The sequence below is a fragment of the Enterococcus hulanensis genome (assembly GCF_005405485.1).
GTDB classification, from domain to species: domain Bacteria; phylum Bacillota; class Bacilli; order Lactobacillales; family Enterococcaceae; genus Enterococcus_A; species Enterococcus_A hulanensis.
Window position 1 is genome coordinate 13,180 of the sequence record NZ_BJED01000006.1, and the last position, 18,941, is coordinate 32,120.

Consider the following 18,941-nt stretch of genomic DNA (forward strand, 5'->3'; position numbering starts at 1 on the left):
AATAAAACGTTTTCTATATAAAAATCATAAAGCCAAAAAGTTATAAAAACAAGTCTTTATTAGCGATAAGCGCTATTTATTTGTATCAGGTATACAAGAAGGTATAGGAAGAAAGATTTTTTCTACTATTATATTAGGCTGTATTGGAACCATTTCTTTTGCCAGAGCACTCAAAAATTGGACTAGCAAAACCAGCTCAGAAATTAAGATAGGTTGACTTATCGAACTTTTATCCTTGAAGCTGGTATTTTTTTGCCATCCATGGAATAATTAAACACGAATCTTATTCTTAATTAGGGGAGGGAGAATATGGAGAAAATTTTTACGATCGTAGTGCTATTATTCTTTTGTTATTCGTTTATCGGCTGGCTCTGGGAGACGATTTATTGTTCGATCAAGGCCAAGCATTTTGTTTATCGCGGTTTTCTATTAGGACCGATTACACCGATTTATGGTTTTGGCGTTGTCGGGGTACTTTATTTAATAGAACCGTATCAGCAAAATATCGTGCTGCTGTTTTTCCTAGCATTGATTCTGGTGACGGCATTAGAGTATCTCACGAGTTTTTTATTAGAAAAGATTTTTCATCTGACATTGTGGGATTATAAAGAGGTACCTTTGAACATCAATGGACGTGTCGCTGTGCCGGTATCGATTTTTTGGGGACTTGCCTGTGTTTTTATCGTTCGGGTTTTAAATCCTTATCTAATGAATTTAATCATCGGCTGGCAGCAGCGTTTTGGGATATTTTTACCAATGATTTTATTGATGATAACTAGTTTTGACCTAGGCTTCACCTTGGCAAACTTGGCTTCATTACGTCAAGCGATGAACAAGATGAGTGCCACCATCCAAGAGAAGAAACAGCAAGTTCAAACCGATCTTGGCGAATTAAAGGTTGCGGCAGAAGAACGGCGTCAAAGCTGGCTGACCGAAATCAAAGAGCAGCCGGAGTGGCGTAAGCAATTACCGAAGCTGAATTTCCAAGAGCGCCGCTTCTTGAACAGCTTCCCAAATATGAAATCAAAAGAGATCAAGAGTCCGCTAGCGGAGATCCGACAACTGTCAAAAGAGTTGCGAAAAAAATAATATTACAAAAATATGACAAAAAGATAGTCCTTTCAATGCTTGATGGGACTATCTTTTTTAGGTAATGGAGAGAAATTAAAACAAATGTTACTAAAACATGCTTTGTTTTGTAATGAAATGTAATCTGCTTGAAACAAAAAGCCCCCCTTTTTTTCGTATAATAACGAAGGGTAATTAGAAAGGTGGACTTTTAAGTGAGAAAGCAAATGTTTGGGTTCGTTGCCACACTAATGTTGGGTGCTAACGTACTTACACCAGTCTTTGCACAGGCAGAGTCACTGAATGAGTTAGATAAAAAAGAATCCGCGATCGCTCAACAAAGCAACAAAATCAGCGGAGAGTTGCAGATTGCATTGAACGATGTCAATGAAAAGTATCAAGAGGTCAATGACATTCGGACAAAGATCAGCGAAAATGAAGCGACGTTGGAAAAGACCAAGACAGAGATTACTGAAACAGAACAAAAGATCGAACAGCGTAAAGAAGCAATCGCTGAACGGATGAAAGCTGCACAAGTCGGCGGCATGACCGATCGTTCGATCAATGCATTATTAGAATCAAAAGATTTAGGTGAATTTTTGAATCGCGCGTTTGCGATGTCAGTCATCCAAAATGCTGAGAAAACAAAAGTTGCCAGTCTAGGCGAAGCCAAAGAAAAATTAACTGAATTAAAAGCAACTCAAGAAAAAACACAAGCCCAACTGAAAAAAGATAGTCAAAGTTTAGAAACTGAGACGACTAAGCTGGATGATAAAATGGCCAACTTAAAACAAGAGCTGGCTGATAATAAAACAAGCTTAGAAAAAATCAGTCAAGATAAAGAAGTCGAAAAAGCACGCCAAGCTGCTGAGAAAGCTCAAAAGGCTCAAGCAGAAAAAGAAGCTAAAGAGGCCGCTAAAGCAGCAGAGGCAGAAAAAGCTGCTCAAGCTGCAGCAGCTCAAGCAGCAGAAAAGGCAAAAGCCGAAGCCGCTTCACAAGAGTCATCACAGGCTTCTGCGCAAGCATCAAAACCTGCTCCATCGGCTTCAAGTTCACAACAACAATCAACTACACAAACGAGTGAACAGCCAAAGCAGGAACCAGCAAAACCAGCTGAGCCAAGTACACCGACAACATCTGGTCGTACGATCCAAATGGAATCTACTGGCTACTCATGTGCTGAATCGGTGAATACTTATTTCACAGCGATGGGGATTGATTTACGTCAGAACCCGCAAGTTGTCGCAGTTGATCCAAGTGTTATCCCGTTAGGCTCAATGGTAGAGGTATCAGGTTACGGCATTGCGATCGCCGGAGATACGGGCGGCGCGATCAAGGGCAACATCATTGATTGCCATTTCCCAACGGTTGAACAATGTATCCAATGGGGACGTCGTTCAGTAACAGTGACCGTTATTAGTTAAGAAATTTAAGAACCGTTTGAAATCGAAAGATTCCAAACGGTTCTTTTTTTGCATGCTCTATTTTTTGGTTAGTAGAATAATAGGATTGGTTTAATTAAACAGCGGTAAAATTTGATCCAATGTTTGTACTTCTTTATATGGTTGCTGTGCAGCGATGCCTTTTTCGTTTTCACGATTGACCCAAACCTTTTTCCAATCAAGCAAAGTACAAGGAATAATGTCTTCGAAATAACCTTGGGCAACATGACAATGTTCACGGTTTTTAACATTGAGCTGTTCTTCCGCTTGTTTAAAAAAGGTGAGCTGCGGTTTGTAGGCATGGACATCTTCAGCTAAAATCACCTCGTCGATTTGATTATCAAGTGCTTTTAAGTTGTGTTCCATAATCGACATACAAGAGTTTGACATAATTACAAGCTGGTAATCTCTTTGTCTCAATTCTTTTAACACGTCAATGACTTCAGGAAAAGGCTGCAATGATTTGTAAACGTGAAGCATCCGCTCGTATTCATTCTTCATGAAGTCCGTTCCCAGCATAATATCGCAGCGTTCCAATGCGGTTCGGATAAGTTCGTCTAATGAAATATAAGGTTCTGCATACTTGAGTCGAGCGTCATTTAGTGTGTATATCGCACTGACTTTGTCCCCGTCGAGGTGATGCTCGTTACCGATTTTAGCGACTTCCTGATCAACCGGGCGGGTATCAATCAATGTTCCATAACAATCAAAGGTAATTAGTTTTTTCATTTTTTCTTCCTCCTTGAGTGGTTGTATCTTCATAGTAGAATAGTTTGATAGATTTAAAAAGTTGAAATAATTAAAGCTAAACTTTCAATTTGTTGAATAGTTGTCGTGCAGGATGTAAATAAAGACCGCTGTTAAAACACAGCCGCATCCGATCAAGTCAATTCCGACAATCGGTGTGTTGAGCCAAAAGATAGAGATCACTGTCGCAGAAATCGGTTCAACACTGGCAAGCAAGATGGATTTCACTGGACCAATATCGGCCACTCCCTGTAAGAAAGCAGTAAAGGCAAAGAGCGTTCCGATAAAAATGATGACTAGCAAAATGAAAAATTCTTTTCCATTAAAACTTGTTGGTATCTTCCAAATCTGTCCGATGCCGCCAAGAGCTAAACCGCCAAAAAGCATCCCATATCCCGTGACCAAGAGACTGCCATATTTTTTAATGAGGCTTTCGGGAATGATTGTGTAGATCGCGACGGTTATGGCTGACAACAATCCAAATACTAAACCTTTTGAAGAAATCGCCATCTCGCCAATGTTTCCATGATTAACCAATAGGAAAATACCAAAGACGACCAATAAAATAGTGCCGATATTTATCAATCCGGGGAATTTTCTTTGTTTAATACTGCTGTAGATCATAATCAAGATTGGACAGGTGTACTGCAAGGTCGTCGCAGTTCCGGCATTCGTATACAAGACTGTCAAAAAATAAGTATATTGGCAAAGCATCAGACCAACGATTGCAAAGGTCAATAGTTGAACGACATCCTTTTTCTGTTTAAAAATTTGCAGGAGATAATTTGCCCGATAACGAATCAACAGTCCAATCAGTAAAAGGACTCCCGAGGCGATCATTCTGATAGAAGTGAGCCAAGTCGCATCGGTCTGACAATGGATAAATAGATATTGAGCAAATGCAGCGGAAAGCCCCCAAGCAATGCCGCCTGATAAGCTAAGGATCGTACCTCTGATAACGGTGGAATAACGGTTCATAGTTTTATTTCACCACCCTTTCTCTAAGTTGTATTGCAACTAGTCTCGTTACTAGGTACAATAACAAAAAAGAATAGTTTTGAAAATTTGAAGTTTTGAAAGTGTTGATTCGAATATACTGAACTATGGAGGGGAAACGATGGATACAAAAAATTTACTGACACTGAAAACAATCGTCAGAACAGGCAGTTTTCAAAATGCCGCAGAGACTCTGGGCTACACGCCATCAACGATAACCTTTCAGGTAAGACAGCTGGAACAGGAATTGTCGATCAAACTTTTTGAAAAACTTGGGCGCCGAATGGTTTTGACAAAAGCGGGCGAAAATATTCTTCCGCTTGTAGATACGGTGCTGCAATCCTGCGATACGATCCATAATTATGGGAAAAGTTTGGAGCAATTGCAGGGAAGCTTGACCATCGCGATGCCAGAAACGTTGTTGATCTATCGTATGCAGGAAGTGCTGGCCGACTTCAAGCAGCAAGCCCCTAATGTAAAATTATATATTCAGGTGGGTAATTGCGATAAAGTGCGAGAAGAAGTGTTGAGCGGCGGTATTGATATTGGAATTCATTATGATGTGTGCGGGGAAAATAATTCGATTCGGGCAGAAGTGATTGATTACCATCAGGCCTGTTTAGTTGCGTACCCTGAATTACCTGAAGCAGAAAGTGATTTCGTATCAGCCAATCAGGTTAAGCAGGTCGATTTAATTAATTATTACGCGGATAGTATTTTTCAAAATATTATTGATGATTACTTGAAGAAAAAGCACATCCTGATTTCAACGACTATGGAACTCTGGAGTATTGAAGCGATCAAGCAGAATGTGATCAATCAAATAGGAATCGCTTATCTTCCTGAAGTTGCAGTAAAAAAAGAGCTGGAACAAGGGAAGCTGAAAAAAATAGCGCTTGATCCGGATAACGACCAAATAATTCCAGCAGTCTGTGAAGTGCACAAAAATAAATGGCTCAGCCCACAGATGGAACTGTTTTTGAAACTGATACGTGAAACAAAAAAATAATAGCAGAGAGATAGGAACAGCCACAACGGACAATTCATTCCATTGTGGCTGTTCTTTTTTTGACATTAAAGGAAGTATAAAATTTTCGCATGAATAAATCGCTTTGTAGCGGGTATATCCATGTCTGGCTTCACGAACTAGCTTTATCGGCAATAAGCAAAAATATTTCGAAATTTGAGAAGCAATTTAGAAATATTTTGGTCTTATTGCTCAAAAGCTGAGCGAGTTCGCGAAGCCTTTCTTAGATTGATGTTGAATAAAATACCTCCGAAGAAGAAAGGATCTGTCATAACTAACCAGCTTATTCTTTAAGTAAGGATAGTGAACTGAAATTTCATAGAAAACATCATTTTAATGACACTTTATTCACAACCAGTTTTGTTTCTTCTAAGGAAATAATTGATAATGTATTCAAGTAAAACGTTATACCTGTTATACGATTAAAGCTGTTTGGACTGGCAGAGAGTTGATATGACAGTGTTATATTCAAATTGGCATAGACTTCTTTTTTATAGTAATTATTATTTTGTGTTATAAAAAGAGATGTATAAAAGTGATTTAGTGTCGTTTTTAAACATTTTCCCTAATGAATTATTTAACAAGCTTCCTAAATTGTTGTATCGTAATATGTGTAGATAACAACTGTTACTTAAAAATGAAATGCGGAAAGGTGTATGTAAAAATGATTAAATTGTATACGTCAGCGAGTTGTACTTCATGTCGAAAGGCGAAGGCTTGGTTAAAAGAAAATGGGTTGGATTTTGAGGAAAGAAACATTATGTCGAATCCTTTAACAAAAAATGAAATCAAAGAAATTCTTTCAAAGACTGAAACAGGGACCGATGAAATTATTTCGACACGTTCAAAAGTCTATGAAAAATTGGCGATCGATTTCGATGAATTGTCATTGAGTGAATTAGTTGATGTGATTGAGGAATACCCTAGCTTATTAAGACGTCCAATCGTTTTTGATGAAACTAAATTCCAAGTTGGTTATAACGAAGATGAGATTCATCAATTTATTCCACGAGAAGTTCGCAGAGTGAAATCAAAGAAAATGTCCAGCGTTTTACTTTATTTAGATTTACAGAGAGAAAGCCTTGTATAAAAGAGGCGGTTGTACCGCTAATTTATACAAAAGCATAAATATAAAAATCCCTCTTCGGTTTCCTTCTATTATATAAGGAAAACTGAGGAGGGATTATTTTTTATGTTTGTCGAATCAAATGATCAAAAGCACCAAGGGCAGCAGTTGCGCCAGAACCCATGGAAATAATGATTTGCTTATAGGCGCTGTCCGTACAGTCACCTGCAGCAAAAATTCCTTCTACATTTGTTGCACCGTGCTTGTCTACTAGAATCTCACCGCGCTCACTCAAAGCGACCGTATCAGATAGCCATTCGGTATTCGGCATTAAACCGATCAAAATGAAGACCCCTTCGACGTTTAGAGTATGTTCCTCATTCGTTAGACGATCCGTGTAAGTTAAAGCCTCTACGTGTGAAGAACCGGTAATTTCCTTCGTCGCAGCATTGGTAATTACTGTGACATTAGAGAGTGAATAAAGTTTTTCTTGCAAGACTTGATCGGCTTTTAATTCTGGTAAGAATTCCAATACATAAATATGTTTGGCTAAACCAGCTAAATCAATCGCGGCTTCGATACCAGAGTTTCCGCCGCCAATGACAACCACTTCTTTGTCTTTGAATAAAGGTCCGTCGCAATGTGGACAATAAGCAATCCCTTTATTCTTGAATTCTCTTTCACCAGGAACATTGATGGCACGCCAGCGAGCACCGGTTGAAAGGATCGCTGTTTTGGCTGTTAATTGCGCACCGTTTTCCAATTCAACTTCGATCAAGTCATTTTTCTGGATCGATTTGGCACGTTGGCCTTTCATGATATCCACGTCATACTGCTTCACATGTTCTTCCACTTGACGCATTAATTGCGGACCTTCCACGTAAGGCGTTCCAATCACATTTTCGATTCCTAAAGTTTCTAAGACTTGTCCACCAAAGGTTTCTACGACCATTCCCGTTTTAATTCCTTTACGAGCAGCGTAGATCGCTGAACTGGCACCGGCAGGACCGCCGCCAATCACTAGGACATCAAAGGTTTCCTTATCGGCGAACTCATCAGCACTCATTGGACCGCTGACTTTTTCGATGATTTGCTCGATGGTCATACGACCGCTGTCGAACTCTTCCTCATTTAAGAAGACAGTCGGTACCGCCATAATTTCTTTTTCATCGACCTCATGTTGATACATGCCGCCTTCGATCATGGTGTGAGAAATCTTAGGATTCAATACAGACATGATGTTCAAGGCTTGAACGACATCAGGACAATTATGACAGGTCAAACTGACATACGTTTCAAAATTCAACGTACGTTCAATTGATTTAATCTGTTGAACCATGTTGTCTTCGATTTTCGGAGCGCGTCCGCCAACTTGCAGTAACGCTAGGATAAACGAAGTAAATTCGTGGCCCATCGGCAAACCAGCAAAGATGATTCCTCTGGCATCGGCACCTGCCTGATTGATTTCAAAACTTGGTGTACGTTTTAAGCTTTTAGCTTCAATAGAAATCTTGCTGTCCATTTCTGCGACTTCGGTCAGGAAATCCTCTACTTTTTTCGAGTTGTCGGATTCGTCCAAGCTGGCAGAAAAAACAATCTCTGATTCCAATAAAGCTAAATATTGCGTTAGCTGTTCTTTCGTTTCATTATCTAACATAAGCGCTCCTTAAATCTTGCCGACTAAGTCAAAGCTAGGTTTTAGTGTTTCACCGTCTTCTTTCCATTTTGCAGGACATACTTCACCTGGATGGGTGCGTACATATTGCGCTGCGCGGATTTTATCGATCAAGCTGCTGGCATCACGGCCGATTCCATCTGCATTGATTTCCATGGCTTGTACGATTCCATCTGGATCGATAATGAACGTTCCGCGTTGTGCCAAACCAGCTTCTTCATCTAACACATCAAAGATACGAGAGATATGATGAGATGGATCGCCGATCATCGTGTAGTTGATTTTGCCGATAGCATCTGACGTGTCGTGCCAAGCTTTATGAGTGAAGTGGGTGTCAGTCGAACAAGAATAAACTTCTACGCCTAACTCTTGTAATTTTTCATATTGGTCTTGTAAATCCTCTAATTCGGTTGGACAAACGAATGTAAAATCTGCTGGATAGAAACAAACAACCGACCATTTGCCTTTTAACGCTTCTTCAGAAACCTCGATAAATTTTCCTTGACGATAGGCTTGTGCTTGAAACTCTTCAACTTGTTTTCCAATTAATGACATGAATGTACCCTCCTGATTAATATTGAGAAAATTTCTCTTAATTGATAAAAGGAAATCAGAAAAAATCTGATATTGTTATCCTCTTATTTAAAATTATTATAAACAGAAAGAGATTACATTGTAAATGGTTTTTTCGTAAAATATCGAAATTATTCATCCAAAAAAACAAAAATTTTTAGAAAAAATGGGTTTTAATGAGCAGTTCATCGTGTATGAGGTTGAACTAAATGCTAAAAAAGCGATTGCAATAGGACTTGAGAGTTGTCATAATTGAGAAAAAAGGTGGGTGAGAAGATGAAGCGGGTACTTTATTTTCTTTCGTTGATACTGTTGGGAATACTTTGGGTTGTTCCAGTACAGGCCGAGAACATTTATGTGGAGGATCACGCAAATATCCTTTCTTCTGAAACGAAAGAAGAAATCTATCAATACAATCAAGACTATAAAGATTTGGAATTGCGTCCTCAGTTAGCAGTCGTCACTTTAACTGAATTACCAGATGGACAATCGATCGAAGCCTATGCCAATGAAAAGTTCAATCAGTTGGGAATAGGTAGTGCGGATCATGATTCTGGTGTATTGTACTTGATTGCGGTAAATGATCGCAAGCAGCGGATTGAAGTAGGCTATGGATTAGAAGAAACCATCCCCGATGCTTTAGCGATGAATCTTATGACTGAAGAAGCTAAGGATTATTTTCGGGAAGAGAACTATGACACAGGTGTGTCACTCGTTGCAGCCAACATAAATGAGGTCTTACAGGGCAACAAAACAGTGGAAGAGTTCTCGCCAGGGATAGTTGTCGAAGAATCAATTTGGGATATTATTAAAGAGTGGATAGGTCCAGTGCTTTTCGGATTGTTTTTTCTCTATGGAGTCATTTCTACACCGTTGGAAAAGCTGTTGATCTATAGAAAATCAAAAAAGGCATTTGCTGTGGAGTTAAAGAATAGATTAAAGGACGCTGATCCTAAATATCAAAACTATTCGACTAGAAGAATAATCCGCTGTAAAGAAGCGCCGGTTGACGAAGCAAAAGAGGCCATCCAAAAGCGTTACGGAAAACTGAAAAGGAAGCGGCCGCTCTATTATGACTTTACCTATGCTTTTGGCACATTAACGCTTTGGGGAATGCTAATGAACAAGCGAAAAGAAATGCAAAAATATTCTGTGTATTACCACCATCGAGATACCTGGTCTAAAAACAGCACTAGCAGCAGTTCGAATAGTTCAGGCGGAGGAGACTCGTGGGGCGGAGGCAGTTCTGGTGGCGGCGGAGCAAGTTCAGATTGGTAAAACTGTTGAGAAATTTTTCTCAGCAGTTTTTTTGTGTCTAAATTTTTAAAATATGTTAGTTAATTTATGGGCGGACTTCATAATTATGTTTTTAAAATGATTTTTACTTTATCGAAATTTTCAAGAGCTATTATTTGTAAAGAAAAAAACATCATAGGATAATGTGGATAGAAATCATCTTGTTCATTTTTGCAAAAAGGAGTAGATGATTAGAAAATTTGAAAAGTAGGGATAGTATGAAAAAATGGGTAAGCACCGTCATGTTACTCAGCTTATTTGGCAGTTTTGTATCGCCACTTCTTGCAACCGCCGTAGACACTACTGAGAGTTCTTCTAATAATTCAATTAGTAAAACCTCACCACTAAATTCGCTCTCCAATGATCCGCAAACAACAGTATCCACAGAGTCCGCCCCAATACCAGAGAAAACCGAGAACAAGGAAGATTCGACACAGATTACGAATAATTTGCAGTTTGAAACAGCTAGTGAATTTATTAATAATGCTCAAGACAACGAGCAATTTGAACTGGATTTGGTTGGAAAAATCACTAGTTCAGTCGAAAACAACCAGCCAATCAGTTTTGAAATGACGAAACCCTTCACACTAGAAAATAGTAAAGACGAAGAGAAGATCATTTTAAATGAAGCGAAGGAAACCATTGGTACATACACTATTGATACAACGGGTGTACGTGCAAAATATACATTGAACTTCAATAAATTGGTAAAAGGTGAAAACCGTTTTCGACTTGCCCTATTAGGTACGATTACCCGTGGGCCTGATAAGACGCTTGATTTTTATCAAGAGGATCAAAAAATCTTTCAATTAGCTCTGCCAGCAATCAAAGAGTCTAATGAAAGCTCTAGTGCAGTTGAAAGTGAAGCTTCGACTTCAACAGAGGCTAGTAAAGAGTCCAGCACAGAACCTAAAGGAACTAGTACGACTCAAAGTAAGACAGCAACTAAAGACAGTTCAAAAGAATCGACTGAAAATACAAAAACGAAAGAGTCGAAACAAAAAAAGAGTGCCATCAAAGCACAAGCCGATGAACCTCAACAACCAAGAGAAGCAGGGCCAATCGATGAGTTATTCGCACAATATGCGCCAGGGGATAATTTTGTTAAAGACATAAGCTTGGACTTTGATCCCAATCCACCGACCATCCATTCTACTGTTGATTTTAATTTAAACTTCGAAATTCCAGAAGCGGTTCGAACTGAGATGGTTCCGGGTGACTATTACGAAATGGATTTTCCAGAAGGATTGAAAATTACTTCTCCATCTCCTCATGGGAATCTAACAGATAGTGATGGAACAATTTACGGAACTTACGTTTTTGATGCGAAAACTCAAAAAATACGCATTACTTTTACGCAGCAAGAGGGAGAAGATTTTCTCCCCGCTGAGAGTGGATCGGTTTCTTCGGATGTTCACTTTGATACACAGAAAATTGGACAACCAGGACGCACGACGATTATTTATCCAAGTAAAACCAATATTCCGCCATTGACGATCAACATTAAACCTACAGGTGGCGTCTCCATCAGTAAGGCTGGCAAAACAGATTCGAAAAATAATCCCAGTAAAGTCAATTGGACCGTTGATTTTAATAAAGATTTTTCGGAATTAGATAATCCTTTATTGACTGAGAATTTTCCTGACCAAGTGACCTTTAATAAAGCCGATACTGGAGCAGTCACTGTTTATCCATTAACTGTTGATTTCAACGGCAATGTCACTGGAACTGGACAGACACCGCTTGATCCAAGTACGTATACGGTTGCTGACGATGGTTCGATTCAATTCAACACTAAGATCAATAGTCCTTATCGTGTCATTTATTCTACAACTATCAAAGATTCAGTTAAGCCAACAAATGGCGGAACAGTACCAATCACGAATACAGTTCATTTGAATACCGGTTCTGACAATTTGAAGGCTTCAGCGACAGTTCAGTTGAATTATAAAAAGGCTTTAGAAAAAGTTCAGACCGGCTATGACAGTATCAACCAAGAATATAGTTGGCTGATCCGCTACAATTATGGACAGAAAGAAATGGCTGATGATACGGTCATTTCCGATACGTATTCTTCTAATATGGATGTCGAATCAAATAGTTTCAATGTTTATACTGTCAATTTTGATAACAACGGCAATCCAGTCAATGGCGCGCCGCTTGATCCAAAGGATTATTCGATTGATACATCAACAAATCCGTTTACTGTGACCTTCAAGAATAATATTCAAGCAGGCAAAGCAATCAACATCGCCTATAAAACTAAGGTTAATAAGATTGTTGCAGCGAATAATCAACAAACAGTGACAAATGAGGCACAAACGAAAAATGTTCCAACAACACCCCAAGTAGTGACAAATCCAGTTCAACAGGTCGTTATCAAAAATAGACCGACTGTTGATGTAGGTACGAAGATGGCTCACTATATTGTCGACCTAAACAAGAACAAATATGAAATGGACAATGCTCTTTTTACCGATACAATGAGTTATTCTGAACAAGGATATGTAAGTATCCCTTCAAAAGTGAAGAGCCCGAATGGAGAAACAGATGCGGGGGTTGTGATTCATGATATAGATGACAACAACCGAGTTTTAAACGGGGCATTACGGCTGTTAGGTCAGAATGAAGAAGATTTAGGAACAATCGGTGATCCGGAAACCGCAGATTATGTTCTTACTGTAAATGTGACGGCTGATCGCAAAGGTTTCAAGAATTTCACTGTGAAGTTTCAAAATGGCTATGCCAAAACGAATCATCAGTTTCAGATGGAATACTACACTGCTTATAATCAATTCAGTGAAGATGTCCCAAATCCAAATACAAGTGTTGATTACAAGAATACGATGCAAGCCAATTTTACGAATAACGGAACACCTTATTCATCTTCAAGTTCGACCGATTTCAAGACCAGCACTCAAGAAGTCAATCAAGGGATGAAGTCCGGCAGCTACAATCCAGCAACGAAGGAAATTACTTGGGCCGTCATTGCAAACTACAATAATTTAAACGTATCAGTATTTGGCTTCAAAGATCCAATCACTGGAAATCAAGTCTACGAACCGGATTCATTGACCGTGACAAGAGGAACGATTAATTCAAGAGGAAATTTCCAAGCGGCAACAGGAAATACTTATGGAGGCAATCAGGTCGGCAAAGATTATTTAAAGACGACCATTCCAGAACCAACTGGGGAAACTGAGCAAGGAACGCTAGCAATAGAGTTTGGTTCTAAAGACAATTATATTCCGGGCTGGGATGAAACAGGTTCCCCAATGGTTTTCCGAATTCAATTCAAAACAACACTAGAGGGAAAAATCGTCTATGATCAATCAACGTATCGGAATACTGCGATAACCACTGTTGAAGGTATTGAACAGCATTTGACAGCATCAGTCTCAATTGCTTTTGGCGGGAAGTCAGCAGTTAAAACCGGAAAATATAATACTCAAACGGGATTAATCAATTGGCAGCTGGATATCAATCCCAACCAATCGTTACTTTCAAATGTAAAAATTCAAGATACGCCAAGCTCTAATCAAATCCTGCAAGAAAGTTTCAAATTATATACTGGAAAATATTCAGGCTCAGGCAGTTCGACAACGGTTCAACCTGATCAGTTAGTTCCAAGCAGCCAATACAAAGTAAACGTGACGACTGATCCGGCAACAGGTCAGCAGAGTTTCACCGTTGATATGTCAGATATTCAGGAAAGATTAGATCCGAATAATCCTGGTGAATATCTAACCGGTGTGATCGAGAAGCCCTATGTATTGATTTACGATACTGAACCTAGCTTCACCTCTGAAATAGAGAATGTAACCAACGAAGCTACGATCTCAAGCGAGGGTAGAGAGTTACCGGGAAAAGATGCGCGGCAGGTTATTACGGTGGCAATTCAGGAATCTAGTGGGACAGCATTTGGTACGAAGGGGAAGATCGTTGTTCAAAAAACTGACGGCAACGGCAGTATCGTTCCCGGAGCTGTTTTGCAACTGTTGCGTAAGAATACAAAGACGAATAAGACCAACGTGTTGTATCAAACAACAACCAATAGTCAGGGAATAGCGACTTTCGGAAATTTGATAGCAACTAGTTCAGCTTACGAATATTATGTTAAAGAAATTGAAGCACCCGATGGTTATACAATCTCACCGGACCTGTTAAATGGAAGAAAAATTTCGGTAGATACTGGCATTGGCGCACCGATTACGCAGATTGAAAATATACCAGTTAAAGTGCTTTTCAATAAGACTAATGGCGCTGGCGATCCGATAGCAGGCGGATTGTTTAGCCTTTATCAAAATAGTGGAACCAAGGAAGCTCCCAATTACACATTCGTTAAGTCAATCGTACCAACAACGCAAGGCTTTGATTTATCAGGTCTTGGTGATGGTCAATATCGTATCCAAGAAGTAATTGCTCCAGACAACTATCAAATTAATCAAACGTTGATTGATTTTGAAGTGAAGAAAAACGAAAATAATACTCGCGGTGTATTCGTCAATGATCAAGCAGTCTCCGATGGTGTCCTGCAGCTAAAAGATTATCAAGGTTCAGCAGTCTTAAAGAAAACCGATGAGTTCGGGAAAAATCTTGCAGGAGCAGAGTTTAGTCTACAACGGGCTGAATTAAATTCGAATGACTTCAAAGATTATGGTGATCAAAGTTCCTATGTGACTAATAGTAACGGTCAATTAAACTTGAACAACTTGGCACCCGGGAAATACAAATTAAAGGAAAGCAAAGCGCCAGAAGGATACTATTTAAATAGTAGAGAAATTACTTTTGCTATTGATCCAGTATCGACTGGAAACCAAGCGCCAACAACGATTCAATTGAATAATGGCGAGGCTTTGATTGACTACCAAGGTTCCGCTCGTTTCAAGAAAGTTGATGGGCGAGACTATCTGGAAGGAAAAGATACTCTGTTAGCAGGAGCACTTTTCCAATTATATACAGCTGATGGGAAAACAACGATCGGAGATCCGGTCACTTCTGGAGCCGATGGGTATTTTACCTTTAAGAATCTAGCACCGGGTACAACCTATGCAATCAAGGAAACACAAGCGCCAGATGATTATCTGCTTAACCAACAGCTCGTTCGCTTTACGACGCCTACCTCCAACAATCAAGACGATACTGCGATCACGATCGATAATGCAGAGCAGAAAATCGTTTTGGATGAAAAGACACCGCTGAAAAACTATAAAGAAGGGGTACGGTTCCAAAAAGTTGATGCGAGTGCTAATGGTTTAGGCGGGGCAAAATATCAATTACTGATGCGAAAAGGTGAAAATTGGCAGCCAATTACAGATTCAACCAAAGGTGCCGGCAGTGATGGCTTTTTCACTTCGGATGCGCTGGATGGAAATATTCAAGCCTTTGAACTGTCACCGGGAAGCTACAAGTTTGTCGAGAAAACTGCACCAAAGGGATATCTGTTGAATACTAAAGAAATTCCTTTTACAGTAGAAGACCAAGCTGAAAGCGATCCTCCTATTTTGGATATTCCAATCAGTGGAGATTCCAATGTTAACTATCAAGGAACTGCCCAACTTTATAAAGAAGCAGAAAATACCTCGGATGATGGGTTCAGTAAACTAGCCGGAGCAGCTTTCGATGTCTATACGGACACAGCCAATCCCGAGAAAATGACATCGGAAAGTATTAAATCCGATGCTGACGGCAATGTGACCGTCAAGGGTCTAGCTCCAGGTAATTACTATTTCCAAGAAAACTCGAATGAGAATAAGTATCTAGTGAATACACAAAAAATCAAATTTACGATTCCAGCGAGTGCAGAAGGCAAGCCGACAGTCGTCACAACAAACGATCAAACAACACTAGGCGATAAATTAACCTTGCGAAATTATCTTGGAGCGGTTGAATTGACGAAAGTCGATAAAGCCAATCAACCATTGAGAGATGCAGAATTTACTGTTTACGATAAAAATGATCAGCCTGTCGGAGAAGCAACTTCTGGCTCAGATGGAAAAGTCACAATTGATAAACTAGCACCCGGCAATTACACGATCAAAGAAACCAAGGCACCAGCTAATTATTTGATCAACGATCAAGCCGTTGAATTTACCATTCCAAATTCGGCAGAGGGTCAACCGCAGACGATTACAATCAATCAACCATTTGTGGATTATCAAGGCTCAGTTAAATTAATCAAAACTGATGTGAATGATAAACCATTGGCAGGTGCGAAGTTCCAATTGTTGGATAGTAATGATCAGCCTGTGGGTGAAACAGTTGCCTCAGATGATAAAGGTGAAGTTCTCTTTAACGATTTGGCACCCGGTGATTACACCTTCAAGGAAATCGCTGCACCAACCGGTTACCTGCTTAATACAACGACTGTTCCAGTAACCGTTCCTAAAAAAGCCGAAGGACAGCCCGCGATAGTAACAGTGCAAGATCACTTTATCAACTATCAAGGAACTGCTCAGCTGACCAAAACTGATGGTGAAGGAAGAGTATTGCCAGGGGCGAAATTTAAAGTTGTTGATGCTGATGGCAAGGATGTTGCTGATAAAACAGCTACTTCAGATCAAGACGGTATTGTTCGCGTAACTGGTTTGGCACCTGGAAGCTATCGCTTTGTAGAAACGGAAGCACCGGATAAAGGCAGCGCGGGCAAATATATCATGACGAGTGAAGAGCTAGCTTTTGAGATTCCAGCAGAAAATCAAGGCGCACCAGCGGTTGTTAAAATTGCTGATGATGTCGCAAACTATCGTGGAACGATTCGTCTTCATAAAATCGGGAACGATATAAATGATGATTCCAAAATTATTGACCTAGTTGGAGCAGAATTCACACTCTATACAAAATCAGACTTCAGCGACACCGAACCTGCAAAAGTTAAATCTGATTCTAAGGGAATTGTTGAGTTCACGGATTTAGCACCGGGAACTTATTATGTGAAGGAAACAGCGGCACCTAATGGCTACTTGTTAAACACCTTCCCATTGACGGTCGTTATTCCTGATCGTGTACCAGTGACGCTTCCTATGACCGATGAACAAAACAATTTGAATAAAATCGAAGACGGCACTTATGTCGTTGATGCAGGGGATTTCCAAAATGCTCGAAAGGAAATTAACTTGAAGAAGACGGATGGTGAAAGTTCAGGCAGCTTAGATCTATCTAAGGTCATCTTTACTTTATATATTGATGATGGATCAGCAGCTGGGAAATTAATCAAGGACGACTTGAAACCAGAATCCGATGGCACGATTGATTTAAGCAATCTAGCTTTAGCAGATGGAAGTTACAAATTAGTCGAAACCCAGACCGCTCCTAACTATCTTATCAGCAGTCAACCGATTTATTTTGTGGTAGATAATCAGCAAGTTAAGGGGATGACTTTAGATTTGGCGAACTATCAAGCTTCTATTAAAGGGAGAAAAGTTAGCGGCGACAAAACACTCACCGGAGCTGAATACGAACTCTTTAAATCCACTGATACAAATAATCCGTTAGAAACAATTGATAAGAATAGGAACACTCAAACAACGATCAAGACAGATAACGATGGTGCTTTCTATGCTAAAGGATTGAGTGCTGGTGACTATATCTTGAAAGAAACCAAAGCACCAGTTGGTTATATCCTTGATACAACCGAGCATAAATTTACGATCTATCCGCAAAATGGCCAACCAGCTACACTTAATTTAGGCGATTTTGAGAATTATCAAGGAACGGCAAAGCTGACGAAGAAAGCTGAATCTGGAAAATTACTATCAGGTGCAATCTTCGAAGTACAAAAGAAGAATGGCGATTCAGTTCAAAAAGATTTGAGGACGAATGAAAAGGGAGAGGTTACCGCAAAAGATCTTGTTCCTGGTGAGTATCAATTTGTTGAAACCAAAGCACCAAAGGGATACTTGATTAATGACACGCCTGCTCCGTTTACTATTGATGAAAAATCGAATGGCAAGCCCGCGGTAGTGATCGCTAGTGATAATTTCATAAACTATCAAGGTTCGGCTCGTTTCCGTAAAACAAATGTAAATCATAAACCGCTAGCTGATGCGAAATTTGAAGTGCATGATGAAGATGGAAAAGCTGTTGGTGAGGCTATCTACTCTGATAAAGATGGCGATGTCACAGCTACTGGATTAGCTCCCGGTAATTATAAGTTTGTTGAGACCGAAGCACCAGAGAGCTATTTGATCAATACAACAGAGATACCATTTACAATCCCAGCTAAATCGGTGAACAAACCAGCGATGGTTGAAGCTTTAAATGGGAAAGATTTTATCAATTATCAAGGAAACGTTGAACTAACTAAGATTGATACCGACAATGCCAATAAGCATCTATCAAATGCTGAGTTCCAATTGCTGGATAATAGCCACAAAGTATTGCGTGATAATTTGAAGACAGCAGCGGATGGAAAACTGCAGGTGACAAATCTGGCGCCAGGTAAGTATTACTTTAAAGAAACCAAAGCACCAGCAGGCTATCAATTGTCAGAGCAGCTGATTAGTTTTACGATATCGGCGACACATAGCGGCAAGCCTGCACAGGTTGAAGTGATTGCTAAGAACCAATTGATACCTAACAAATCGAATACGACCAATAAACCAAAAACGCCAAAACAAGGATATTATCCGAAAACGGGAGAGGAAAAAGGAGTCGCACTCCTTAGTATTGGAGCGATCATTGTATTGATAGTAGTGGGTATCGTTTACGTGCGAAAGAGAAAATAAGACAATTTAAAAAAAGAAAAATCATTAAATAATAGACTGATATTTAAAAATTGAGTCCGCTAGTTTAAAAAGGAAGTAGAGAGAGTTTTTAATTTTCTCTACTTTCTTTTTCATCTGTTAGGAGTGAAGTTTACGAGTGTAAGAACTTAAGATTAAAATCATTTTTTTACTTTCACCACAATGTTGTTAAATTTGATTCCTTTGGTTATACATAAGTGTTTACATTTTATGGCATTTTGTACTTTCTACTTTTTTTGCACCTTAGAAGGAATCAATATTATTGCAAAATTTTCAGGTTAGAGAGTTTTTATTTCCTTTAAAACCC

General features: G+C 39.4%; 10 protein-coding genes. 6 read left to right on the top strand and 4 right to left on the bottom strand.

Translation table 11 applies throughout. The features are described 5' to 3' along the window. Window positions 1–309: 309 nt before the first annotated feature. Window positions 310–1,089 carry a putative ABC transporter permease gene (locus FFR60_RS07735; RefSeq protein WP_137663693.1) on the top strand — a complete coding sequence of 260 codons (780 nt, stop codon included), beginning with the start codon at window positions 310–312 and terminating at the stop codon, window positions 1,087–1,089. A gap of 194 nt (window positions 1,090–1,283) precedes the next feature. Then, on the top strand, window positions 1,284–2,492 hold the full coding sequence (locus tag FFR60_RS07740) for a 3D domain-containing protein (RefSeq protein WP_137663694.1): 1,209 nt from the start codon (window positions 1,284–1,286) through the stop codon (window positions 2,490–2,492). A 90-nt stretch (window positions 2,493–2,582) separates the two neighbouring features. Here FFR60_RS07740 and FFR60_RS07745 read toward each other — a convergent pair whose 3' ends face one another. Together FFR60_RS07745 and FFR60_RS07750 are read right to left on the bottom strand one after the other, a co-directional pair. Next, the gene (locus FFR60_RS07745) at window positions 2,583–3,239 is read right to left on the bottom strand and encodes an HAD-IA family hydrolase (RefSeq protein ID WP_171004894.1); all 657 of its coding nucleotides are present in this window, start codon (window positions 3,237–3,239) and stop codon (window positions 2,583–2,585) included. Between the two features lie 84 nt (window positions 3,240–3,323). Next, window positions 3,324–4,235 (bottom strand): DMT family transporter, encoded by a 912-nt coding sequence (locus tag FFR60_RS07750; RefSeq protein WP_137663696.1) that lies wholly within the window; start codon window positions 4,233–4,235, stop codon window positions 3,324–3,326. A gap of 139 nt (window positions 4,236–4,374) precedes the next feature. Here FFR60_RS07750 and FFR60_RS07755 point away from each other — a divergent pair, with 139 nt between their 5' ends. Further along, a complete protein-coding gene (locus FFR60_RS07755; RefSeq protein ID WP_137663697.1) occupies window positions 4,375–5,262 on the top strand; it encodes a LysR family transcriptional regulator in 888 nt (295 codons plus the stop codon). A 682-nt stretch (window positions 5,263–5,944) separates the two neighbouring features. After that, the gene (gene spx, locus FFR60_RS07760) at window positions 5,945–6,370 is read left to right on the top strand and encodes a transcriptional regulator Spx (protein ID WP_088933436.1); all 426 of its coding nucleotides are present in this window, start codon (window positions 5,945–5,947) and stop codon (window positions 6,368–6,370) included. A gap of 100 nt (window positions 6,371–6,470) precedes the next feature. On the opposite strand, the gene ahpF is transcribed toward spx, so the two are convergent. Further along, window positions 6,471–8,003, bottom strand: coding sequence for an alkyl hydroperoxide reductase subunit F (gene ahpF, locus FFR60_RS07765; RefSeq protein ID WP_137663698.1), 1,533 nt, complete (start codon window positions 8,001–8,003; stop codon window positions 6,471–6,473). A 9-nt stretch (window positions 8,004–8,012) separates the two neighbouring features. Next, the gene (gene ahpC / locus FFR60_RS07770) at window positions 8,013–8,576 is read right to left on the bottom strand and encodes an alkyl hydroperoxide reductase subunit C (RefSeq protein ID WP_137663699.1); all 564 of its coding nucleotides are present in this window, start codon (window positions 8,574–8,576) and stop codon (window positions 8,013–8,015) included. A 294-nt stretch (window positions 8,577–8,870) separates the two neighbouring features. Here ahpC and FFR60_RS07775 point away from each other — a divergent pair, with 294 nt between their 5' ends. Together FFR60_RS07775 and FFR60_RS22920 are read left to right on the top strand one after the other, a co-directional pair. Next, window positions 8,871–9,872: a TPM domain-containing protein gene (locus tag FFR60_RS07775; RefSeq protein ID WP_137663700.1), complete on the top strand. Its 1,002-nt coding sequence runs from the start codon at window positions 8,871–8,873 to the stop codon at window positions 9,870–9,872. 236 nt (window positions 9,873–10,108) lie between these two features. After that, the gene (locus FFR60_RS22920; protein ID WP_137663701.1) at window positions 10,109–18,616 is read left to right on the top strand and encodes a SpaA isopeptide-forming pilin-related protein; all 8,508 of its coding nucleotides are present in this window, start codon (window positions 10,109–10,111) and stop codon (window positions 18,614–18,616) included. Window positions 18,617–18,941 lie beyond the last annotated feature (325 nt).